This window comes from Streptococcus sp. HSISS3 (assembly GCF_000448605.1).
Lineage (GTDB): Bacteria > Bacillota > Bacilli > Lactobacillales > Streptococcaceae > Streptococcus > Streptococcus raffinosi.
Genome location: NZ_CM002130.1, coordinates 2,257,322 through 2,278,656, shown reverse-complemented (window position 1 = coordinate 2,278,656; position 21,335 = coordinate 2,257,322). Strand labels below are relative to the sequence as shown.

Below are 21,335 nucleotides of genomic sequence, written 5' to 3'. Positions count from 1 at the left end.
AGACTTGATATAATAGTTAATGTTGTTAGCGGAAATGGCGGAATTGGCAGACGCGCAGGACTAAGGATCCTGTGACCGCTTTAGGTCGTGAGGGTTCAAGTCCCTCTTTCCGCAGAGTAACCAGTCGGTTGACTGGTTTTTTTGTATTAAAAAATCAAAACGCTTACAAATTGTAGAAAAGCTAGTTTTTTGAATCTAATTGTGATAGAATAAACATGTAAACGGGTTCAAACCCAAAAAATATAGGAGGCCTTTATAATGGCAATCGTTTCAGCAGAAAAATTTGTCCAAGCAGCTCGTGACAATGGTTACGCAGTCGGTGGATTTAACACAAACAACCTTGAGTGGACTCAAGCTATCTTGCGTGCAGCAGAAGCTAAACAAGCTCCAGTGCTTATCCAAACTTCAATGGGTGCTGCTAAGTACATGGGTGGTTACAAATTGTGTAAAGCTCTTATCGAAGATTTGGTAGAATCAATGGGTATCACTGTACCAGTTGCTATTCACCTTGACCACGGTCATTACAACGATGCTTTGGAATGTATTCGTGAAGGATACACTTCAGTTATGTTCGATGGATCTCACCTTCCAGTTGAAGAAAACCTTGAAAAAGCAGCTAAAGTTGTTGAATTTGCACATGCTAACGGTGTATCAGTTGAAGCTGAAGTTGGTACAATCGGTGGTGAAGAAGATGGTATCATCGGTGACGGTGAATTGGCACCAATCGAAGATGCTAAAGCTATGGTTGCAACTGGTATCGACTTCCTTGCAGCAGGTATCGGTAACATCCACGGTCCTTACCCAGAAAACTGGAATGGTCTTCACCTTGATCACTTGCAAAAATTGACAGAAGCTGTACCTAACTTCCCAATCGTATTGCACGGTGGATCAGGTATTCCTGATGATCAAATCCAAGCAGCTATCAAACTTGGTGTTGCTAAAGTTAACGTTAACACTGAATGTCAAATCGCATTTGCTAAAGCAACACGTAAATTTGTTGCTGAATATGAAGCAAATGAAGCAGAATACGACAAGAAGAAACTCTTTGACCCACGTAAATTCTTGAAACCTGGTTTCGAAGCAATTACAGCAGCTGTTGAAGAACGTATTGACGTATTTGGTTCAGCAAACAAAGCTTAATTGAAAAAAAGAACAAGGTCTTTTCTGGATCTTGTTCTTTTTGTACCCAAATATATAGTTAATATCTGCGAATCAATCTGTGATTGAGCGCAAACAAATTTTAAAGAGCGGATATGGCTTTGGTTGATAGATTCTATTTCCTAACTTTTTAAGATATGCTATAATATGAATATGTTTGATAATTATATTGTACCTGTATTTTTTGGTGGTGGAGCTCTTGCTCTACTTGGTTTATTGTTATTTGGTTGGGCCTTGCCTTCATTTTTGAAGGGGAAGTGGTCTTATTTGATTTCCTTGTTAGGTTTAGGCTTGGTTGCTTTTGCTTACTTTGATGGGGCTATTGTTGTCACTTATAAAGTATGGCTCGGTTTACTAGGCGTTATCATGATTGGTTGGGGTCTTCCTTTCAACAATCGCAAGGGACGTCGTGCTATGACCATTTTTTGGAGTATCATGGCAATCGTTGTGGGAATTGCTGCTATTGCGTTCACAATTGCTTATGGTGTTATTAACCGCCACTAACATGAATCTTTAAAACATGCTATAATAATGGCATGTTTTATTTTATGACCCTATCATTTATTATTATGCCTGCTTTGGGTTGTTTCTTAATTGGTCTGGCTTTTGCTAAATCAGATCGTTGGGACTATTCTTGGATTTTATCCTTAATAGGTTTGGTGGCCTTTATTTCATCTTTTTGGCATATGGCGCGTGTAGACCTATGGTTTATGGTTAGCTATAGTTTTGGTCCTTTTTTGACGGGATTTGGTTTTTCTTGGGACTTAAGTAGGAAACGTCGGATGCAGTTGCTACTGTTAGGGGCATTTTTCCTTATCTTTTTTGTGATTCTATATTATCTTATTGTGCGAATCCTAAATACGGCCGTTGTTTAAAGGAGGCTTGTGATGTTGTTAGATTTAGAAGAGAAGACACGGGTATTAGTGGAAGATATTGTTGAACGATCTGCAATTAAGCGGGGAGCTATCTTTGTTTTGGGTTTATCGTCCAGTGAGGTTGCTGGTGGAACTATCGGCAAAGCCTCTAGCCGTGAAATTGGTCAACGAATTGTGAAGACTATTCTTGGGGTTTTGGAACCGAAAGGGATTTACTTGGCTGTGCAAGGTTGTGAACATTTGAATCGTGCTTTGGTCGTTGAGCGTGAGCTTGCTTTGGCTAAAGATTTGGAAATTGTCAATGTGCTTCCAACTTTGCATGCCGGTGGAAGTGGTCAGTTGGCTGCTTTTGATTACATGAAGGATCCTGTTGAGGTGGAAGAGATGGTGGCTCAGGCTGGTATTGATATTGGGGATACATCTATTGGTATGCATGTGAAGAGAGTTCAAGTTCCTCTTCGCCCCATTACTTCAGAACTGGGTGGAGCTCATGTGACTGCCTTAGCGAGTCGTCCTAAGTTGATTGGTGGTGCTCGTGCTGAGTATTTATCAGATCCTATTCGTAAAAACTAAAAAGTATCGGATGCTTATGTGTCCGATACTTTTTATGTTGGTTGGTTCTATATCTTCAGTGATGACGCTTGGCATAATCGACAAATTTGAACTTTTCAAGTTTGTGTCGGCTTTCAGTGAACTGAAACTGATTTCCATTATCCATATAAACTTTTGAGCGTATGCAGACGACGTGATGATCTTTGCCGATATCGATGAGGATTTTGTCTTGCTCGGTAATGTTATCAATGGTGATTTCTTTAAAGGCATGAGAAATGCTAAGGTGGAGCTGATTCTCAAGATAATCATAGATGGAGTTCTCAGCGATGCTGCGGTTGAGTTGAGGCATAAGTCTCGCATCTAGGTAATTAATATCAACGACAGAGCACAACCATCAACTACTCTTTGACGAATAAGACGCCAAACCTGTTGGCTTTTTGAAAATCCAGTTTTTTCTGAGAGATTGGTGTCAACGATGATTTTATCTAGAGAGATAACGTTGGTTTGTGATTTAATGCCTTGTTGTTTTATGAGCTCTTGGTAACTGGTTAAGTAAGATACAGGGAAGTTCACTTGTTCTTGACTAATAACTTGAGAGCCTGATCCATGAATCTTTTTAACCAGGCCCTCTTCAACGAGTAAAGCCAATGCCTTTCGTATGGTGTCTCGACTAACTTGGAAAGTTTCTACTAATTCTTGCTCGGTGGGTAGAAAGTCTCCAACTTGATATTCTTTGCTATGAATAGCTTTTTCTAAATCTTTATAAATAACCTGGTATTTTTTCATTGCTCTCCTTATTTGTTGGCAAAAAAACATACAACTATTGTTTTTTTCAAAAAATATGGGTAAAAAATCACGGAACACTTGCAGACAAATTTGCAATCGCTTACAATTAGTTTATCAAGTCAATCAGATATTGTCAAAAAAGAAAAGGAGATTCAAAACGGACCAATCTTTAATTTCTATAAAGAATTAATTCGCTTGCGGAAGGAAATGCCGATCATTTCAGAAGGTAGCTACCTGCCAGCACTTGAAGATAGCAAGCAGGTCTATGCTTTTGAACGCCACTTAGACGGTCAAAAACTCTTGGTACTCAATCATTTCTATGGAAGTGAAGCTGAAGTGGCGATTCCAGCAGAATACCAAGCAGGACAAGTGCTCTTGTCCAACTATGAGCATGTAGAGCTTGCTGAAAAGGTAGTTCTTAAACCATATCAAACCTTGGCAATCCTAGTTAAATAAGCTAATTTTTCCTCGGCAAATGCTTTTGCTGGGGAATTTTGTTATAATGAAAGCACTTTTAATGTTGATGGAGGAAGTGTAATGACACGCTTACAAGATGATTTTTACCATGCGATTAATGGTGAGTGGGAAAAGACAGCAGTGATTCCCGATGATAAGCCTCGTACAGGTGGTTTCTCAGATTTAGCAGATGAAATAGAAAACCTCATGCTTGAAACAACGGATCAGTGGTTGGCGGGAGAGAATATTCCTGACAATCCTATTCTACAAAACTTCATTAAGTTTCACCGTATGGCTGCGGACTTTGACAAACGTGAGGCAGTGGGTATCGAGCCTGTCAAGCCTTTGATTGAAGAATACAAGAAGCTTTCCTCATTCTCAGAATTTGCTTCGAAAATTGCTGACTATGAGATGTCTGGTAAGCCTAATGCGTTCCCGTTTGGTGTGTCTCCCGATTTTATGAATGCCCAATTAAATGTTCTTTGGGCTGAAGCACCACGTATTATTTTACCTGATACAACCTATTACACTGAGGATAATGAAAAGGGCAAGGAGCTTTTGGGAATCTGGCGTGAGACTCAAGAAGAACTCCTAGAGAAATATGGCTTTACAGTTGAAGAAATCAAAGATACCTTGGACAAGGTTATCGCTCTTGATGCTAAGTTAGCCAAGTATGTCCTTTCGAGTGAAGAATCTTCTGAGTATGTAGAACTCTACCACCCATATGATTGGGAAGACTTTACCAAGCTAGCACCGGAACTCCCACTTGATAACATCTTCACAGAAATCTTGGGCCAAGTTCCTGATAAAGTTATCGTTCCTGAAGAACGCTTCTGGACAGAATTTGCAGCGGAATATTACTCAGAAGCAAATTGGGAGTTGCTTAAGGCGGACTTACTTATCGATGCTGCTACATCTTGGAATGCCTATTTGACAGACGAGCTTCGTATCTTGGCTGGAAAATATGGTCGTGCGCTTTCAGGAACACCACAAGCCATGGAAAAGAAAAAAGCAGCCTACTATTTGGCACAAGGCCCTTACAATCAGGCTTTAGGACTTTGGTATGCTGGTGAAAAATTCTCTCCAGAAGCTAAGGCAGACGTTGAAGCCAAAGTGGCAACTATGATTGATGTTTATAAATCACGCCTTCAAAAAGTGGATTGGTTGGCACCAGAAACACGTGAAAAGGCTATTACGAAACTTAATGTTATTACGCCTCACATTGGTTATCCAGAAAAACTACCCGAGACATATGATAAGAAGATTATTGATGAGAACTTGTCACTTGTTGAGAATGCTCAGAAGTTAGTCGAAATTTTAGTTGCACATAGTTGGAGCAAGTGGAATAAACCTGTTGATCGCAGTGAGTGGCATATGCCTGCCCACATGGTTAATGCTTACTATGACCCACAGCAGAACCAAATTGTTTTCCCAGCAGCTATCCTTCAAGCACCTTTCTATGACCTTCACCAATCGTCATCAGCCAACTACGGTGGTATTGGTGCTGTCATTGCTCATGAGATTTCCCATGCCTTTGATACAAACGGTGCTTCCTTTGATGAGAATGGTAGTCTTAAGAATTGGTGGACTGAAGAAGACTATGCAGCCTTTAAGGAACGTACTGACAAGATTGTGGATCAGTTTGAGGGCTTGGATTCTTATGGTGCCAAGGTCAACGGCAAACTGACTGTTTCTGAGAATGTTGCTGACCTCGGTGGTGTAGCCTGTGCCTTAGAAGCAGCTAAACGAGATAAGGATTTTTCAGTTCGTGAATTCTTTGTTAACTTTGCGACGATTTGGCGTATGAAGGCGCGTGAAGAATACATGCAAATGCTGGCCAGCGTGGATGTACACGCTCCTGCTAAATGGCGTACCAATGTTATCGTGAGCAACTTCGACGAATTTCACAAGGAATTTGACGTCAAAGAGGGCGACGGCATGTGGCGTGCCCTAGAAGAACGTGTGATTATTTGGTAAAAAGTGATGAAATCTGTCCAAAAATGGACGGATTTCTTTATTTTTATCAATGTAAGGGTTTACATAATGTGTAGAAAACGCTATAATAGATTTGTGTTAAAGCTTGTGAAGTTTTTAACAAGCATTCAAAGGAGTTTCATATGACTAAACAAACTAAAGATGTTCAAACAGTAATTGATGAATTAGCAACGAAGGGGGTTGAAGCCCTCGATGCTATGGCTAACTTTACGCAGGAGCAAGTGGACCATATCGTTCACCATGTTGCGATTGCTGCCCTAGATAAACACATGTACTTGGCAAAATTGGCTGTTGATGAAACAGGACGTGGTATCTATGAAGATAAAGCCATCAAGAACATGTATGCTTCTGAATACATTTGGAATAGTATTAAATATGATAAAACTGTAGGCGTTATTGCTGAAGATAAAGAACAAGGTTTGGTTTCTATCGCTGAGCCTGTTGGGGTTATCTGTGGGGTTACACCAACAACTAACCCAACTTCAACAACGATTTTCAAAGCCTTGATTGCATTGAAAACACGTAATTCTATCGTCTTTGCCTTCCACCCTTCAGCTCAAAAATCATCTGCAGAAGCTGCTCGTATCGTTCGTGATGCAGCGATTGAAGCAGGTGCACCTAAGAACTGTATCCAGTGGATTGAAGAGCCATCTATTGAAGCAACTGGTCTTTTGATGAACCATCCAAAGATTGCTACCGTTCTTGCGACTGGTGGACCTGGTATGGTTAAGGCTGCGTATTCAACTGGTAAACCTGCCCTTGGTGTAGGTGCTGGTAACGTTCCTGCCTACATTGCAGCTGATGCTAAAATTAAACGTGCTGTTAATGATATCATTGTTTCAAAAACGTTTGATAATGGTATGATTTGTGCCTCTGAACAAGGGGCAATCGTTGATGCTGCTGTTTATGATGAAGTTAAGGCTGAATTTGAAGCCCATCAATGTGTGATTATCTCTAAAAAAGCTGATATTGCTAAATTGGAAAAAGCCGTTCTTAACGAAGCACGTACAGCTGTAAACGGAGCGATTGTTGGTCACTCAGCTGTTGAAATTGCAGAAAAAGCTGGTATCAAAGTTCCTGCAGGTACAAAAATGCTTTTGGCAGAAATTCCAGATGCAACTATGGAACACCCACTTGCCTTGGAAAAATTGTCTCCAGTACTCGCTCTTATCAAATCTGATGGTGTTGAAGATGGATTTGCCAAAGCAGAAGGGATGCTTAACTTAGGTGGTCTCGGACATACAGCTGTTATCCATACTGAAAATGAAGACCTTCAACTCCAATTTGGTATTCGCATGAAAGCCTGCCGTGTATTGGTAAATAGCCCATCATCTGAAGGTGGTATCGGTAATATCTACAACAATATGATTCCATCATTGACTCTTGGATGTGGTTCACACGGTCACAACTCAATTTCTCATAATGTTAGCTCATTTGACCTTCTTAATATTAAAACACTGTCAAAGCGCCGCAATAACATGCAGTGGTTTCGTGTCCCACCAAAAATTTTCTTTGAAAAAGACTCAATAACTTATTTGCGTCACATCAAGGCTGAACGTGTTATGTTGGTCTGCGACCCAGGTATGGTTCAGTTTGGTTATGCAAATTTGGTTAAACGACAATTGGAACTTAACCACAATGACCCATTGATTGAAGTCTTCTCAGATGTTGAACCAAACCCATCTACAAATACAGTTTATAAAGGTTTGGAACGCTTTGTAGACTTCCAACCAGATGTTATCATCGCCCTTGGTGGTGGTTCTGCAATGGATGCCGCTAAGGCAATGTGGATGTTCTTCGAACACCCAGATGTAAGCTTCTTTGGAGCTAAGCAAAAATTCTTGGATATCCGTAAACGTACCTACAAGATTCCTTATGCAGAAAAACAACATTTATTTGTATTCCAACTACTTCAGGAACAGGTTCAGAAGTAACATCATTTGCAGTTATCACTGACAGTGAAACACATATCAAGTATCCATTGGCTGACTATGCTTTGACTCCAGACATTGCCATTGTTGACCCAGCCTTGGTTATGAGTGTGCCTGCTAGCGTTACTGCTGATACAGGTATGGACGTTTTGACTCACGCTATTGAATCTTATGTGTCAGTAATGGCAAGTGATTATACACGTGGATTGTCTCTTCAAGCTATCAAACTCGTCTTTGAAAATCTAGAACATTCTTATCGTTTTGCTGATGAAGAATCACGTGAAAAGATGCATAATGCATCAACCATTGCAGGTATGGCTTTTGCAAATGCCTTCCTTGGTATTAGTCACTCATTAGCGCATAAGGTTGGTCCAATGTACAATATTCCACACGGACGTACGAATGCTATCCTCTTGCCACACGTTATCCGCTACAATGGACGTGATCCTCAAAAACATGCGATGTTCCCTAAATATGATTACTTCCGTGCAGACAAGGATTACGCAGATATTGCTCGTTACATGGGATGGGGAACTGACAAGCAATCAGATGCTGAGTTGGTTGAAGTATTGGCTAAAAAAGTCTATGAATTAGGACTTGCTGTTGGAATTGACATGAACTGGAAAGGACAAGGCGTCACTAAGAAACTTCTTCAGGACACTGCTTATACTTTGGCTGAACATGCTTATGAAGACCAATGTACAACAGCTAATCCAAAAGAACCACTTATTTCAGAATTGAAAGAAATTATCGAAACTGCTTTTGATTATAAAGGGTAGACGATGAACTAAAGTAGCTCCATAAGGGCTACTTTTTTTGGCTAAAAAGCTATTAGATTAGAGTGTTTACCTAAATTAAAAATTAAGAACTTCCCTGAATAAGATAGCAAATCGCTTTAAGAATTGTTATAATAGCCTTACAGCAAAATAAGGAGATTCCTATGACAAAAGAAGAAGGGCTTAGTTTGGGTGATACAGCACATTCTCTCAAGCCTCGTGAAACGAGGCCTCCAAGGGCCTCCATAGAAGGGAATAGAGCGACTAATAAGTTTAGAGAGTTTGATGCTGATAGGGTAGTGAGTGTTCAATTCAATCCCAGTCAAAAGATGAACGAATCAAAAGCGCCAGTAACTTCAAAGAATATTTTGGGAATGGTATCAGGTGTAATTGCAGCAATACTCACCATACTTTTGATTGTTTTTGCGGTAATGGGCTACCGATATCAAGCAGCTAGTATTGAGGGTGATTGGATAAGCCCGACTTTTAGCGAGAAAATGTTGGCTACTCTAAAAGATACTGCCAATGCTAAGCAAAAGATCAGTAATGCCTTACCACAGGGGCAAAACCTTATCACTGATATCAATACAGCGATGAGCATTACTGATAATAAAGCCCGATTAGAGGTGAGTTTTATCTATAATCGAAAAGGTCTTTATGAGGCTTACAAGAGTAGGGTCAATGAACTGAAAGGTCAGTACGGAGAGGAATTCTCAGAGGTGTTTGATAGTTATTCATTGTCAGAAAAAGATTACTACAAACAGTTTGATTCGACGATAAAAAAAGAACTTCCCAAGAGTTATACTTACGATTCTAAAACAGGTCGAGTAACAACAACTGCTTTCATGGGTGACATAAACCGTTGGGAGCAAACAATCACAATAGCTAGTGCTGGAGATTCAGATGTCTTTAAAACAGGTGACGTATTAGACTATACACCTAACAATGGTGGCTTTGTCATCAAAGCACACAGTGAATTTGGTGACATTAACTTTACCAGAAAATAAATTAAAAATGTAATTAAAGGGGAATATAGATGACAAGAGCGGAATGGTTGGACTATTTTGAAACGGTGAATGGACGTAAGCCGAGTGTGCGGGAGATGGCGGATGCTTTGAAGGCTGGAGAGTTTGTTAACGAGGAGCCAGTTAAAGCAGAAGAAACAGCTACGGCTGAACCCATTAAGGTTGAGGCAGAAATCGTTGAGACAAATGCTAATCCTGCATCAATTGAAGGAACACCAATAACAGCTACACCAGCGACAGTTGCTTTTCCAGAAGGGCAAGCAGCTGTGACCAATATGGCTCCTAAAAAAGGCTTAGATGCTAAAAAGAAAAACTTATCATAATTTCTGTTCTTTCAGCCGTAGCTCTTATTCTATTAAGTGTTGGTGGCTTTACGGGCTACCGTTATGTGACAGGCAATATTGACGGTAAGTGGTACAGCAGTTCTCTAGGTAGAGAATATAGTTCAAGTATGACCGAAGGTTTGACCGATGTGGATAGTAAAGAACTTGAAAAATATATTACAAAAACTGCTGTAACCATGAAGGCAAAGGGTAGCAATGCGAAGGTGACTGCAAGCTTTACGTTTGACAAGGAAACCTATATCAAAGACTACCGTGAGAGAGTTCAAAAGACCTTTTCAACCTTTGGCGATTTATTTAAAGACCTTTATGGAGAATCCTTCGAAAATTATTACAGTGAGGAAACCATAGAGAAAGAACTTGATGAAGCTCTTGAAAAGGCTGCTAAAGATAGTGGTCAAAAGTATGATTCCAAGACAGGTGAAACTACAACGACCCTCTTTAAAGGGAAGGTTAGTCGTTTAGGGCATAAGATGACTATTACTTCTGTCAACAAAGATGTTGATATCGATGGTCTAAATGTGAAAAAAGGCCAAGAGCTAAAAGTTACCAAGAAGGATAAAAAAGTCATCCTTAGTGGTGATGGTAAGTCAAAAGATATGACCTTCTCAACTGAGAATGACACTAAAGATAAATTTTAAACCAAAATCCGGAATAGAAAAATTCCGGATTTTTCCTTGTCTTTGAATCCTGTACATCAAGTGAAAGCCGAATGTTTTTTGCAAAAGTCACAATATATGTAGAAATATTCTGACAATTATGATACAATGGAGCCAAAGACTATCTAAAAAAGAGGATTTACCATGACACTTGTATACCAATCAACACGTGATGAAAATAATAAAGTGACAGCTAGCCAGGCTATTCTTCAAGGTTTGGCAACAGATGGTGGTTTGTTTACGCCATTGTCAATCCCTGAGGTTGCTTTGGACTTTGACCAATTGAAAGACGCTTCTTATCAAGAAGTTGCTAAATTGGTTTTGTCAGCTTTCTTGGATGATTTCACTGAAGAAGAATTGGATTACTGTATCACAAATGCTTATGATGACAAGTTTGACACGGCTACTATTGCTCCTGTTGTGAAACTTAAGGATCATTATAATCTTGAACTTTTCCATGGTTCTACTATCGCCTTCAAAGATATGGCATTGTCAATTTTGCCATACTTACTAACAACATCAGCTAAAAAACAAGGTGTTGATAATAAGATTGTTATCTTGACAGCGACATCAGGGGACACTGGTAAGGCTGCCATGGCTGGTTTTGCGGATGTTCCTGGAACTGAAATCATTGTTTTCTATCCAAAAGATGGTGTTTCAAAAATCCAAGAACTACAAATGACTACTCAAACAGGTGCGAACACTCATGTTATTGCTATTGATGGTAACTTTGATGATGCCCAAACAGATGTCAAACGCATGTTTAACGATGTTGATTTACGTGAGAAGTTGTTGGCTCATCAAACGCAATTTTCATCAGCTAACTCAATGAATGTTGGCCGTTTGGTACCACAAGTGGTTTACTATGTTTATGCCTATGCACAGTTGGTTAAGGCGGGTCATATTCAAAACGGTGATAAGATTAACGTTACAGTACCAACAGGTAACTTTGGTAACATCTTGGCAGCCTATTATGCACGTCAAATTGGTGTCCCAGTTGGCAAGTTAATCTGCGCCTCTAACGAAAATAATGTTCTTACAGACTTCTTTGCAACAGGTACTTACGACAAGAAACGTGACTTCAAGGTGACAACAAGTCCTTCAATGGATATCTTGGTATCTTCTAACTTGGAACGCTTGATTTTCCACCTTCTTGGCAATGATGCAACCAAGACTAAAGAACTTATGGATGCGCTTGTGACTAAGGGTGAGTATACTTTGGCTGATGCAAATCAAGATATTTTAGACTTGTTTGCAGCTGGTTTTGCGACCGAGGATGAAACAGCTGCTGAAATCAAACGTGTTTATGGGGAAGACAAATATATTGAAGATCCTCATACAGCAGTTGCCTCAGCGGTTTACGAAGCCTATGTTCAAAAGACAGATGATTACACACCAACAGTCATCGCTTCAACAGCTAGCCCTTACAAGTTCCCACGTGTAGCTGTCTCAGCTGTCACTGGTAAAGACAGTGGAGATGATTTCAAAGCGGTAGAAGATTTGCACCAACTTTCAGGTGTAGCTATCCCAGCTGCTGTAGATGGACTTGAACGTGCAGAAGTTCGCCATAAAACAGTTGTTGCGGCAGCTGATATGCAAAAAGCAGTTGAAAGCTATCTTGGCTTATAAGAATAAAAAAATAGGAGCTGAGAAATCAGCCCTATTTTTATCAATGTAAAAGAGAATATTATGACAGAAACAAAGAAAATTCTAAATATAGCCTTGCCGGCTATGGCTGAGAACCTTTTACAAATGTTGATGGGGGTTGTCGATTCTTATCTAGTGGCGCAGGTTGGTATTGTCGCCATATCAGGGGTTTCCGTGGCCAATAATATCATTACCATTTATCAGGCTATCTTTATTGCCTTGGGGGCCTCAAGTGCTAGTGTCATTGCTAGAAGTCTAGGAAAAGGTGATGTCAAAGCGACCAACCGAGATACCTGGGATGCTATCATTATTACTCTTGCCCTTAGTTTGGTTCTTGGTCTACTTTCGATTTTGGGTGGAGGAACCATTCTAAATCTTTTAGGTACTGAGAAATCGGTGACTCAGGCTGGTAGTCTCTACCTTGCACTTGTCGGTGGGGGAGTCGTCTTTCTAGGATTGATGACCACTTTTGGTAATATTCTACGAGCCAAGGGACGCCCTCGTATTTCCATGGTTGTCAGTCTTTTGACCAATGTGCTTAATGCTATTTTATCCTCTTTAGCCATATTTGTTGGCCATTGGGGGATTATTGGGGTTGCGACAGCAACGGTTTTTTCTCGTCTGGTTGGGACAGTGATTCTATGGACAGCCATGAAATTGGATGTGAAGCAGTTCGAGGTCACTAAACCGTTGAACAAGGAGTTGTTGGGGATTGCCTTGCCAGCTGCAGGTGAACGACTGATGATGCGTGCTGGTGATGTGGTAATCGTGGCTATTATTGTGACCTTTGGTACAGCTGTTGTCGGTGGTAATGCCATTGGTGAAAATCTTACCCAGTTTAACTACATGCCTGGTATGGGAGTAGCGACAGCGACGGTAATTCTAGTTGCCAATAGTTTGGGTCGGGGGGATAAGGCGCAGATGAAGCGTATTATTCGAGAATCTTACTGGATTTCGACTGTCCTCATGGTTCTGGTATCGGGAATTATTTTAGGTTTTGGTCATGGTTTGTCAGGCCTTTTCACAGATAATAAAGCAGCTATTGCGGCTAGTCAGGTAGTTATTCTTTATTCTTTTCTGGGGAATCCTGTGACTTCGGGAACTTTAGTCTACACAGCAGTTTGGCAAGGTCTGGGTAAGGCTAAGATGCCTTTTTATGCAACGACTATTGGGATGTGGCTCATCCGAATTTTCTCAGGATACTTCCTTGGAGTGAGTCTGGGAATGGGTCTTGCAGGTGTCTGGATTGCAACAGTTGTTGATAATGTATGGCGGGCTGTGTTCCTTTATGTGATGTACCGTCGTTATCTCATAAAGAGACAGTTTTAATGATAAATTGATGAGGAGATGCTCTCTACAGGGGTATCTCCTTCTTATTTTTTACAAGTGGGCTTGAATATGGTAAAATAAGCTGATAAAAACTTTTTGAGGTAGTAATTATGACTGTAAAAATCAATACAAAAGATGGTCAAATCGAATTGTCAGATGATGTCATCGCAACAGTAGTTGGCGGTTCAGCAACAGAAATTTTTGGCGTTGTCGGTATGGCAAGTAAGAGTGCTATCCGAGATAATTTTCAAGCACTTCTTGGAAAGGAAAACTACGCAAAAGGAGTTGTCGTGAAATCTACTGATGCAGGTATCACTGTGGATGTATACACTGTCATGAGTTACGGTGTCAAGATCAGTGAGGTTTCTAAAAATATTCAAGAACGTGTAAAATTCAATCTTGAGAATCAATTGGGTATCAAGGCTGAAACTGTTAATGTTTACGTTCAAAGCATCAAAGTCGTAGGAGAAAACTAGTGTCTAAAATTACAACAAGCTTGCTTCAAGAAATGGTAGAGGCTGCGGCGACTCGTCTTGGTAAGCAGGCAGAATATGTGAACTCGCTTAATGTCTTCCCAGTTCCTGATGGAGATACAGGAACTAATATGGGTATGACCATGGATAACGGAGCTAAGGCTGTTTCTGATCAGACGGCATCAACAGTTGGTGAAGTTGGACAAATCTTGTCTAAGGGACTTTTGATGGGTGCTCGTGGAAATTCAGGGGTCATCACTTCTCAATTGTTCCGTGGCTTTGGACAAAGTATCAAAGGCAAAATCGAACTTGATGGTAAGGATTTAGCCAGCGCTTTCCAATCAGGTGTTGAAGTTGCTTATAAAGCTGTTATGAAGCCTGTTGAAGGTACAATCTTGACTGTTTCTCGTGGTGCAGCCACAGCAGCTATTAAAAAAGCAGAATCTACGGATGATGCTGTTGAGGTTATGCGTGCAGCTCTTGAAGGAGCTAAGGCAGCCTTGGCTAAGACTCCAGAAATGCTACCAGTTTTAAAAGAGGTCGGTGTTGTCGATTCAGGTGGTCAAGGATTGGTCTTTATCTATGAAGGGTTCTTGTCAGCACTTACTGGTGAGTATATTGCTTCAGAGGATTTCCAAGCAACGCCTGCTACCATGACTGAAATGATTAATGCTGAGCACCATAAATCTGTTGCAGGTCATGTAGCGACCGAAGATATCAAATTTGGTTACTGTACTGAAATTATGGTTGCTCTTAAACAAGGACCTACATATGTCAAAGATTTTGATTATGAAGAATTCCGTAATTACTTGAGTAATCTTGGCGACTCTCTCCTTGTCGTTAACGATGATGAGATTGTTAAGGTCCATGTTCATACGGAAGATCCGGGTCTTGTCATGCAAGAAGGTCTTAAGTATGGTGCCCTTGTCAAAGTTAAGGTTGACAACATGCGTAACCAACACGATGCACAAGTGCAAAAAGAAGAAGCTGTGCAAACAGAGCAGTCAGCTCCTAAAGATTTTGCCCTTATCACGGTTGTTGCTGGTGATGGACTTGCAGATATTTTCAAATCTCAAGGTGTTGACTATGTGATTTCAGGTGGTCAAACAATGAATCCATCAACAGAGGATATCGTTAAGGCTATTGAGCAGGTTAATGCTAAGAATGTTATTATCTTGCCAAATAATAAAAATATCTTTATGGCGGCACAATCAGCTACTGAAGTAGTAGATGTCAATGCGGCAGTTGTTGAAACACGTACAGTTCCACAAGGCTTTACAAGCTTGCTTGCTTTCGACCCTAGCCAAAGTATTGAAGCTAACGTTGAAGCGATGACAGCTAGTCTTTCAGACGTCACAAGTGGTAGCGTGACCTTAGCGGTACGTGACACAACTATTGATGGCCTTGAGATTCATGAAAATGACATCCTTGGTATGGTTGATGGTAAGATTCTTGTGTCTACACCAGATATGGATCAAGCCCTTCTTGACACCTTTGACAAGATGATTGACGAAGATAGCGAAATTGTTATGATTTACGTCGGCGAAGAAGGAAATAAAGAACAAGCTCAAACAATCGCTGATAAATTGGAAGTAGCACACGAAGATATTGAAGTTGAAATCTTCCAAGGTGATCAGCCAGTATATCCATATATCTTTAGCGTTGAGTAATTTTGAAATAATCATTTAGGAAGTCTTAGGGCTTCCTTTTTGTTTTGTCGGTTTCGATACATCAGAAACGCTTTTTCGGAATTACGGAAATATTCTGAAAATTCCTTGACATTACTTTGCAAAGTGGTAACATATGATGTGAGAAATTTTATAGATTGAAGGTAACATCATGAGAAGTGATATGATTAAAGTTGGTGTTGATAAGGCGCCAGCACGTGGACTTTTGTATGCGACTGGACAGGTTAAATCTTCCAAGGATATGAAAAAGCCTTTTATTGCTATTTGTAACTCCTATATTGATATTGTTCCAGGGCATGTTCACTTACGTGAATTGGCAGATATTGCTAAAGAAGCTATCCGTGAAGCTGGTGGTGTTCCCTTTGAGTTTAATACAATTGGTGTAGATGATGGGATTGCCATGGGGCATATTGGGATGCGTTACAGCCTTCCTTCTCGTGAATTAATTGCTGACTCTGCAGAAACTGTTATTAACGCCCACTGGTTTGATGGGGTTTTCTATATTCCTAACTGTGATAAGATTACACCAGGGATGATTTTGGCGGCTATGCGTACGAATGTGCCAGCGGTATTTTGCTCAGGTGGCCCTATGAAGGGTGGCGTTGACATGACTGGTCATCAGGCTACGCTATCAAGTTTGTTTGAAGCTGTAGGTACTTATCAGGCTGGAGATATGAGCAAGAAAGAGCTCGATTATTTGGAAAAAAATGCCTGTCCAACTTGTGGTTCATGTTCAGGAATGTTTACTGCCAACTCAATGAACTGTTTGATGGAAGTTTTGGGTCTTGCACTTCCAGGTAATGGTACTATCCTAGCTGTTTCAGATGAACGTCGTGAATTGGTTCGTCAAGCAGCTACAAAATTGATGGATAACATCAAAAATAATGTTCGCCCACGTGATATAGTGACTAAAGAAGCAATTGATGATGCCTTTGCGCTTGATATGGCCATGGGTGGTTCAACCAATACCGTTCTTCATACGCTTGCTATTGCGCGTGAAGCTGGAATTGATTATAACCTCAAGGACATTAACGAGATTGCTAAGAAAACACCTTATCTTTCTAAAATCGCCCCTTCAAGTGTTTACACCATGCATGATGTGCACGAAGCTGGTGGTGTTCCAGCCATTATTAATCAGTTGATTAAGAAAGGTGCCATTAAGGGTGACCGCATCACAGTCACTGGTAAGACTTTGAAAGAAAATGTGGCTGGTGCTGAAATTAAAAATGAAGAAATCATTCATCCAATCGAACATCCAATTTCACCAGTTGGTGGTTTGTCTATCCTTTACGGAAATATTGCTCAGGATGGCGCTGTTATCAAGGTTGGTGGTGTAGACCCATCTGTTAAAACTTTCCGTGGTAAAGCCATTTGTTGTGATTCACAAGATCAAGCCCTTGAGTTGATTGATAATGGAACAGTTAAGAAGGGACATGTTGTAGTTATTCGTTACGAAGGTCCTCAAGGAGGTCCTGGTATGCCAGAGATGCTGGCACCAACCTCTAAGATTGTCGGGCGTGGGCTTGGTAAAGATGTAGCTCTTATTACGGATGGCCGCTTCTCAGGAGCGACTCGCGGTATTGCTATTGGTCATGTATCTCCAGAAGCCGCTGAAGGTGGAAATATCGCCTTGATTGAAGATGGTGACGAAATCGTGATTGATCTACCAAATCGTACCATCGATTTGCTTGTCGATGATGCAACACTTGAAGAACGTCGTAAACACTTGAAACCGTTCAAATCAAAAATTTCAAGTGGTTGGTTGCGTCGTTACACAGCTTTTGCCAAATCTGCTAATGTCGGTGGAACATTGATGAGTGATGAAGAGTTTGAAGAGCGTAAGGCAGAACGTCAAGCACAGGAGAAGGACTAAAACCATTCTTTCCAGAGAGTTTGTGATATTTTTCTCCTAACCCCTTGCAAATCTGGTTAAAAATGTTATCATAGTATACAAGGTTTTGAATTTTTAGACAATTCGAAAAAACCAACTACTAAAGGAGGTCCATGTGAAGAAAATTGAACTTGAAGAAGCACGCTCTGGTGCTGATTTGATTCTTGATACACTTCTTGAACTTGGGATTTCAACCATCTTTGGGTATCCTGGCGGAGCGGTTCTTCCTTTGTATGATGCTATTTATAAAAATGACGAGATTAATCACATCTTATCTCGTCATGAGCAAGGAAGTTTGCATGAAGCTGAGGGTTATGCAAAATCAACTGGTAAACTTGGTGTTGCTCTGGTAACGAGCGGTCCTGGTGCGACTAATGCTATCACAGGGATTGCAGATGCTATGAGTGATAGTGTACCTCTCCTTGTATTTACAGGTCAGGTAGGAACAGCAGGTATTGGTAAGGATGCCTTCCAAGAGGCTGATATTGTCGGAATCACCATGCCGATTACCAAATACAACTATCAAGTTCGTGATACAGCTGATATTCCTCGTATTATTAAGGAAGCAGTCCATATTGCAACGACTGGGCGTCCTGGTCCAGTTGTTATTGACCTTCCGAAAGATATTGTAGCTAAGGAAACGGATTATATTAACGATCCTGAAATTTATCTTCCAAGTTACCAACCAACGCTAAGACCAAACGAAATGCAGATTAAGAAAATCTTGAAACAGTTGGGCAAGGCTAAAAAACCAGTTATCGTAGCTGGAGGTGGGGTATCTTATTCTGAGTCTGCTAAGGAGTTAGTCGCTTTTGCAGAACGCTACCAAATTCCGGTTGTTACAAGTCTATTAGGTCAAGGAACAATTGCTACTAGCCATCCCCTTTTCTTGGGCATGGGAGGTATGCATGGTTCATATGCAGCTAATATTGCTATGACTGACGCTGACTTTATGATTTCTATTGGTTGTCGTTTTGATGACCGTTTAACAGGTAATCCTAAAACATTTGCTAAGAATGCTAAGGTCGTTCACATTGATGTGGATCCGGCTGAAATTGGTAAAATTATTGCTGTAGATATTCCTGTTGTTGGGGATGCTAAGCAAGCTCTTGAGATGCTTTTAGCAGAACCTGTTGTTAAAAACAACACTGAAAAATGGATTGAAAAAGTCACGAAAGATAAAGAGCGTGTGCGTTCTTACGACAAGAAAGAACGTATGGTACAACCTCAGGCAGTTATCGAACGTATCGGTGAATTGACTAAGGGTGATGCTGTTGTGGTTACTGACGTTGGTCAACATCAAATGTGGACTGCTCAGTACTATCCATACCAAAATGAACGCCAACTGGTTACCTCAGGTGGTCTAGGAACAATGGGATTTGGTGTTCCAGCAGCAATTGGTGCTAAGATTGCCAATCCTGATAAGGAAGTTGTTCTCTTTGTTGGTGATGGTGGTTTCCAAATGACTAACCAAGAGTTGGCTATCTTGAACATTTATAAGGTACCAATCAAGGTTGTCATGCTCAACAACCATTCACTTGGTATGGTTCGCCAATGGCAAGAGTCCTTCTATGAGGGACGTACATCAGAATCTGTCTTTGAAACTCTTCCAGATTTCCAATTGATGGCTCAAGCTTATGGTATCAAGTCTTATAAGTTTGATAATCCAGAAACAATTGATCAGGATTTGGAAGTTATCAAGGAAGATGTGCCAATGTTCATAGAGGTAGACATCTCTCGTAAGGAGCATGTTTTGCCAATCGTTCCGGCTGGTAAGAGTAATAATGAAATGTTGGGGGTGAAGTTCAATGCGTAGAATGTTAACTGCTAAACTTCAAAACCGTTCCGGTGTCCTTAACCGCTTCACAGGTGTCCTTTCAAGACGTCAAGTCAACATTGAAAGTATTTCGGTTGGTGCTTCAGAGGATCCTAATGTTTCACGTATTACGATTATTATTGATGTAAATTCTCACAATGAGGTGGAACAAATCATCAAACAACTCAATCGTCAGATTGATGTGATTCGCATTCGCGATATTACAGATCAGCCACATTTGGAACGTGAAGTTATCTTAGTTAAGGTATCAGCACCAACCTCTAAACGTGCTGAAATCTTGGCAATTATTCAACCTTTCCGTGCTTCGGTGGTTGATGTGGCACCTAGCTCTATTACTATCCAGATGACTGGGAATGCTGAAAAGAGCGAGGCGCTTCTACGAGTTATTCGACCTTATGGTATTAAGAATATCGCTCGTACGGGTGCGACTGGATTTACCCGTGATTAAAAATCCAATTTAAATTTGTTAACCCAGCCTTAAAAAGGCAATAAAATATTTTTTTAGAAAAGAGACATATTACTATGGCAGTTCAAATGGAATATGAAAAAGACGTAAAAGTACCAGCACTTGACGGCAAAAAATTGCTGTTATTGGTTACGGTTCACAAGGTCATGCGCATGCACAAAACTTGCGTGATTCAGGACATGATGTCATCATCGGTGTACGTCCTGGTAAATCATTTGATAAAGCTAAAGAAGATGGTTTTGATACTTACACAGTAGCAGAAGCAACTAAATTGGCTGATATCATTATGGTTTTGGCACCAGATGAAATTCAAAAAGACATCTATAAAGATGAAATTGCGCCAAACTTGAGTGCAGGTAAAGCTCTTGGTTTTGCCCATGGGTTTAATATTCATTTTGGCTACATTAAAGCTCCAGAAGATGTTGATGTCTTCATGGTTGCTCCTAAAGGACCAGGTCACTTGGTACGTCGTACATATACAGAAGGTTTTGGTGTACCAGCTCTTTACGCTGTTTACCAAAATCCAACAGGAAATGCTCAAAACATTGCAATGGACTGGGCTAAAGGTATCGGTGCTGCACGTGTTGGCTTGCTTGTAACAACATTTAAAGAAGAAACTGAAGAAGATTTGTTTGGTGAACAAGCAGTTCTTATGGGTGGTTTGACACACCTTATTGAAGCAGGTTTCGAAGTGTTGACTGAAGCTGGTTATGCACCACAATTGGCTTACTTTGAAGTTCTTCATGAAATGAAACTTATCGTTGACCTTATTTATGAAGGTGGATTTAAGAAAATGCGTCAATCATGTTCAAATACTGCAGAATTTGGTGACTTTGTAACTGGCCCACGTGTCATCGGTCCAGAAGTCAAAGAAAACATGAAAGCTGCACTTGCTGATATCCAATCAGGTAAATTTGCTCGTGAATTCGTTGAAGACCACGATGCTGGCTTCCCACGTTTGAAAGCTTACCGTAAAGAAGCTGAAGAACTTGAAATTGAAAAGATTGGTGTTGAATTGCGTAAAGCAATGCCATTCGTTGGTCAAAACGACGACGACGCTTTCAAGATTTATAACTAATGTGATAGTCTCAAAAAAACCGGCTCTTTGTCAACTGTAGTGGGTGACGAAAAGCTAACATCTAGAGAGAACCTGATAGGTTTTCTCTTTTTGTATGTTCAGAGTGATGAAAACACGCTTCCTAAAGTTAATAAAGTTTCTAAAACCGAAGCCCAGACGTTTAATATCTTTGATAAGCTTATTGGTGCCCTCCAATTTTGCATTTGAGTAATGTGTTTCTAGCGCATTTTTGATGTATGGTTTGTGTCTAAGGAAGGTCCTAAAGACAGTTTTGAAGTAATGATTAACCTTGCTTATATTCTCCTCTATGAGCTCAAAAAACTCATCTACCCTCTTCTCCTGAAAGTGAAACAGCAACAGCTGATAGAGGTT

At 40.4% G+C, this 21,335-nt stretch carries 13 protein-coding genes, 1 tRNA gene and 6 pseudogenes; 18 read left to right on the top strand and 2 right to left on the bottom strand.

What is annotated here, in order from left to right; genetic code table 11:
• The first annotated feature begins 28 nt into the window (after nt 1-28).
• The 5 genes from HSISS3_RS10545 to HSISS3_RS10525 all read left to right on the top strand — a co-directional run bounded on the left by HSISS3_RS10545 (nt 29) and on the right by HSISS3_RS10525 (nt 2,606).
• Nucleotides 29-114 (top strand) — tRNA-Leu (locus HSISS3_RS10545).
• A gap of 144 nt (nt 115-258) precedes the next feature.
• Nucleotides 259-1,140 carry a class II fructose-bisphosphate aldolase gene (locus HSISS3_RS10540; protein WP_002887525.1) on the top strand — a complete coding sequence of 294 codons (882 nt, stop codon included), beginning with the start codon at nt 259-261 and terminating at the stop codon, nt 1,138-1,140.
• Nucleotides 1,141-1,305: 165 nt separating this feature from the next.
• Nucleotides 1,306-1,662, top strand: coding sequence for a hypothetical protein (locus HSISS3_RS10535; RefSeq protein ID WP_002887526.1), 357 nt, complete (start codon nt 1,306-1,308; stop codon nt 1,660-1,662).
• Nucleotides 1,663-1,694: 32 nt separating this feature from the next.
• Nucleotides 1,695-2,033: a hypothetical protein gene (locus HSISS3_RS12450; RefSeq protein ID WP_042772015.1), complete on the top strand. Its 339-nt coding sequence runs from the start codon at nt 1,695-1,697 to the stop codon at nt 2,031-2,033.
• 12 nt (nt 2,034-2,045) lie between these two features.
• Nucleotides 2,046-2,606 carry a TIGR01440 family protein gene (locus HSISS3_RS10525; protein ID WP_021152646.1) on the top strand — a complete coding sequence of 187 codons (561 nt, stop codon included), beginning with the start codon at nt 2,046-2,048 and terminating at the stop codon, nt 2,604-2,606.
• A gap of 55 nt (nt 2,607-2,661) precedes the next feature.
• Here HSISS3_RS10525 and treR read toward each other — a convergent pair.
• Nucleotides 2,662-3,371 (bottom strand): annotated as a pseudogene (gene treR / locus HSISS3_RS10520) (trehalose operon repressor).
• Nucleotides 3,372-3,512: 141 nt separating this feature from the next.
• On the opposite strand from treR, the pseudogene HSISS3_RS10515 reads away from it, so the two are divergent.
• The 13 genes and pseudogenes from HSISS3_RS10515 to ilvC all read left to right on the top strand — a co-directional run.
• Nucleotides 3,513-3,827, top strand: a pseudogene (locus tag HSISS3_RS10515) (DUF3459 domain-containing protein); the annotation flags it as partial.
• An 81-nt stretch (nt 3,828-3,908) separates the two neighbouring features.
• Nucleotides 3,909-5,804 (top strand): M13 family metallopeptidase, encoded by a 1,896-nt coding sequence (locus HSISS3_RS10510; protein ID WP_021152645.1) that lies wholly within the window; start codon nt 3,909-3,911, stop codon nt 5,802-5,804.
• Nucleotides 5,805-5,944: 140 nt separating this feature from the next.
• Nucleotides 5,945-8,532: pseudogene (gene adhE / locus HSISS3_RS10505) on the top strand (bifunctional acetaldehyde-CoA/alcohol dehydrogenase).
• A 161-nt stretch (nt 8,533-8,693) separates the two neighbouring features.
• The gene (locus HSISS3_RS10500) at nt 8,694-9,536 is read left to right on the top strand and encodes a hypothetical protein (protein ID WP_021152643.1); all 843 of its coding nucleotides are present in this window, start codon (nt 8,694-8,696) and stop codon (nt 9,534-9,536) included.
• Between the two features lie 29 nt (nt 9,537-9,565).
• A pseudogene (locus HSISS3_RS10495) lies at nt 9,566-10,536 on the top strand (hypothetical protein).
• 162 nt (nt 10,537-10,698) lie between these two features.
• The gene (gene thrC, locus HSISS3_RS10490; RefSeq protein WP_021152640.1) at nt 10,699-12,183 is read left to right on the top strand and encodes a threonine synthase; all 1,485 of its coding nucleotides are present in this window, start codon (nt 10,699-10,701) and stop codon (nt 12,181-12,183) included.
• Nucleotides 12,184-12,243: 60 nt separating this feature from the next.
• Entirely contained in the window at nt 12,244-13,530 is a 1,287-nt protein-coding gene (locus HSISS3_RS10485; protein ID WP_021152639.1) for an MATE family efflux transporter, read from the top strand.
• A gap of 110 nt (nt 13,531-13,640) precedes the next feature.
• Entirely contained in the window at nt 13,641-14,006 is a 366-nt protein-coding gene (locus tag HSISS3_RS10480) for an Asp23/Gls24 family envelope stress response protein (protein ID WP_002887462.1), read from the top strand.
• Nucleotides 14,006-15,673: a DAK2 domain-containing protein gene (locus HSISS3_RS10475; RefSeq protein ID WP_021152638.1), complete on the top strand. Its 1,668-nt coding sequence runs from the start codon at nt 14,006-14,008 to the stop codon at nt 15,671-15,673. The genes HSISS3_RS10480 and HSISS3_RS10475 overlap by 1 nt, the downstream gene beginning before the upstream one ends.
• A 169-nt stretch (nt 15,674-15,842) precedes the next feature.
• Complete coding sequence (gene ilvD, locus HSISS3_RS10470; protein ID WP_002887460.1) at nt 15,843-17,564, top strand: dihydroxy-acid dehydratase; 1,722 nt, start codon at nt 15,843-15,845, stop codon at nt 17,562-17,564.
• Between the two features lie 133 nt (nt 17,565-17,697).
• Nucleotides 17,698-19,398: an acetolactate synthase large subunit gene (locus tag HSISS3_RS10465; RefSeq protein ID WP_021146580.1), complete on the top strand. Its 1,701-nt coding sequence runs from the start codon at nt 17,698-17,700 to the stop codon at nt 19,396-19,398.
• Nucleotides 19,391-19,867 (top strand): acetolactate synthase small subunit, encoded by a 477-nt coding sequence (gene ilvN, locus HSISS3_RS10460; RefSeq protein ID WP_021146579.1) that lies wholly within the window; start codon nt 19,391-19,393, stop codon nt 19,865-19,867. The genes HSISS3_RS10465 and ilvN overlap by 8 nt, the downstream gene beginning before the upstream one ends.
• A gap of 74 nt (nt 19,868-19,941) precedes the next feature.
• A pseudogene (gene ilvC / locus HSISS3_RS10455) lies at nt 19,942-20,963 on the top strand (ketol-acid reductoisomerase).
• A 61-nt stretch (nt 20,964-21,024) separates the two neighbouring features.
• Here ilvC and HSISS3_RS10450 read toward each other — a convergent pair.
• Nucleotides 21,025-21,335 (bottom strand): annotated as a pseudogene (locus HSISS3_RS10450) (transposase); the annotation flags it as partial.

What these genes read in the sequence shown, in the direction of transcription:
- HSISS3_RS10485 (WP_021152639.1), top strand. Translation starts at nt 12,244, where the DNA reads ATGACAGAAACAAAGAAAATTCTAAATATAGCCTTGCCGGCTATGGCT.
- HSISS3_RS10480 (WP_002887462.1), top strand. Translation starts at nt 13,641, where the DNA reads ATGACTGTAAAAATCAATACAAAAGATGGTCAAATCGAATTGTCAGAT.
- ilvD (WP_002887460.1), top strand. Translation starts at nt 15,843, where the DNA reads ATGAGAAGTGATATGATTAAAGTTGGTGTTGATAAGGCGCCAGCACGT.
- HSISS3_RS10540 (WP_002887525.1), top strand. Translation starts at nt 259, where the DNA reads ATGGCAATCGTTTCAGCAGAAAAATTTGTCCAAGCAGCTCGTGACAAT.
- ilvN (WP_021146579.1), top strand. Translation starts at nt 19,391, where the DNA reads ATGCGTAGAATGTTAACTGCTAAACTTCAAAACCGTTCCGGTGTCCTT.
- HSISS3_RS10535 (WP_002887526.1), top strand. Translation starts at nt 1,306, where the DNA reads ATGAATATGTTTGATAATTATATTGTACCTGTATTTTTTGGTGGTGGA.
- HSISS3_RS10525 (WP_021152646.1), top strand. Translation starts at nt 2,046, where the DNA reads ATGTTGTTAGATTTAGAAGAGAAGACACGGGTATTAGTGGAAGATATT.
- HSISS3_RS10510 (WP_021152645.1), top strand. Translation starts at nt 3,909, where the DNA reads ATGACACGCTTACAAGATGATTTTTACCATGCGATTAATGGTGAGTGG.
- HSISS3_RS12450 (WP_042772015.1), top strand. Translation starts at nt 1,695, where the DNA reads ATGTTTTATTTTATGACCCTATCATTTATTATTATGCCTGCTTTGGGT.
- HSISS3_RS10500 (WP_021152643.1), top strand. Translation starts at nt 8,694, where the DNA reads ATGACAAAAGAAGAAGGGCTTAGTTTGGGTGATACAGCACATTCTCTC.
- thrC (WP_021152640.1), top strand. Translation starts at nt 10,699, where the DNA reads ATGACACTTGTATACCAATCAACACGTGATGAAAATAATAAAGTGACA.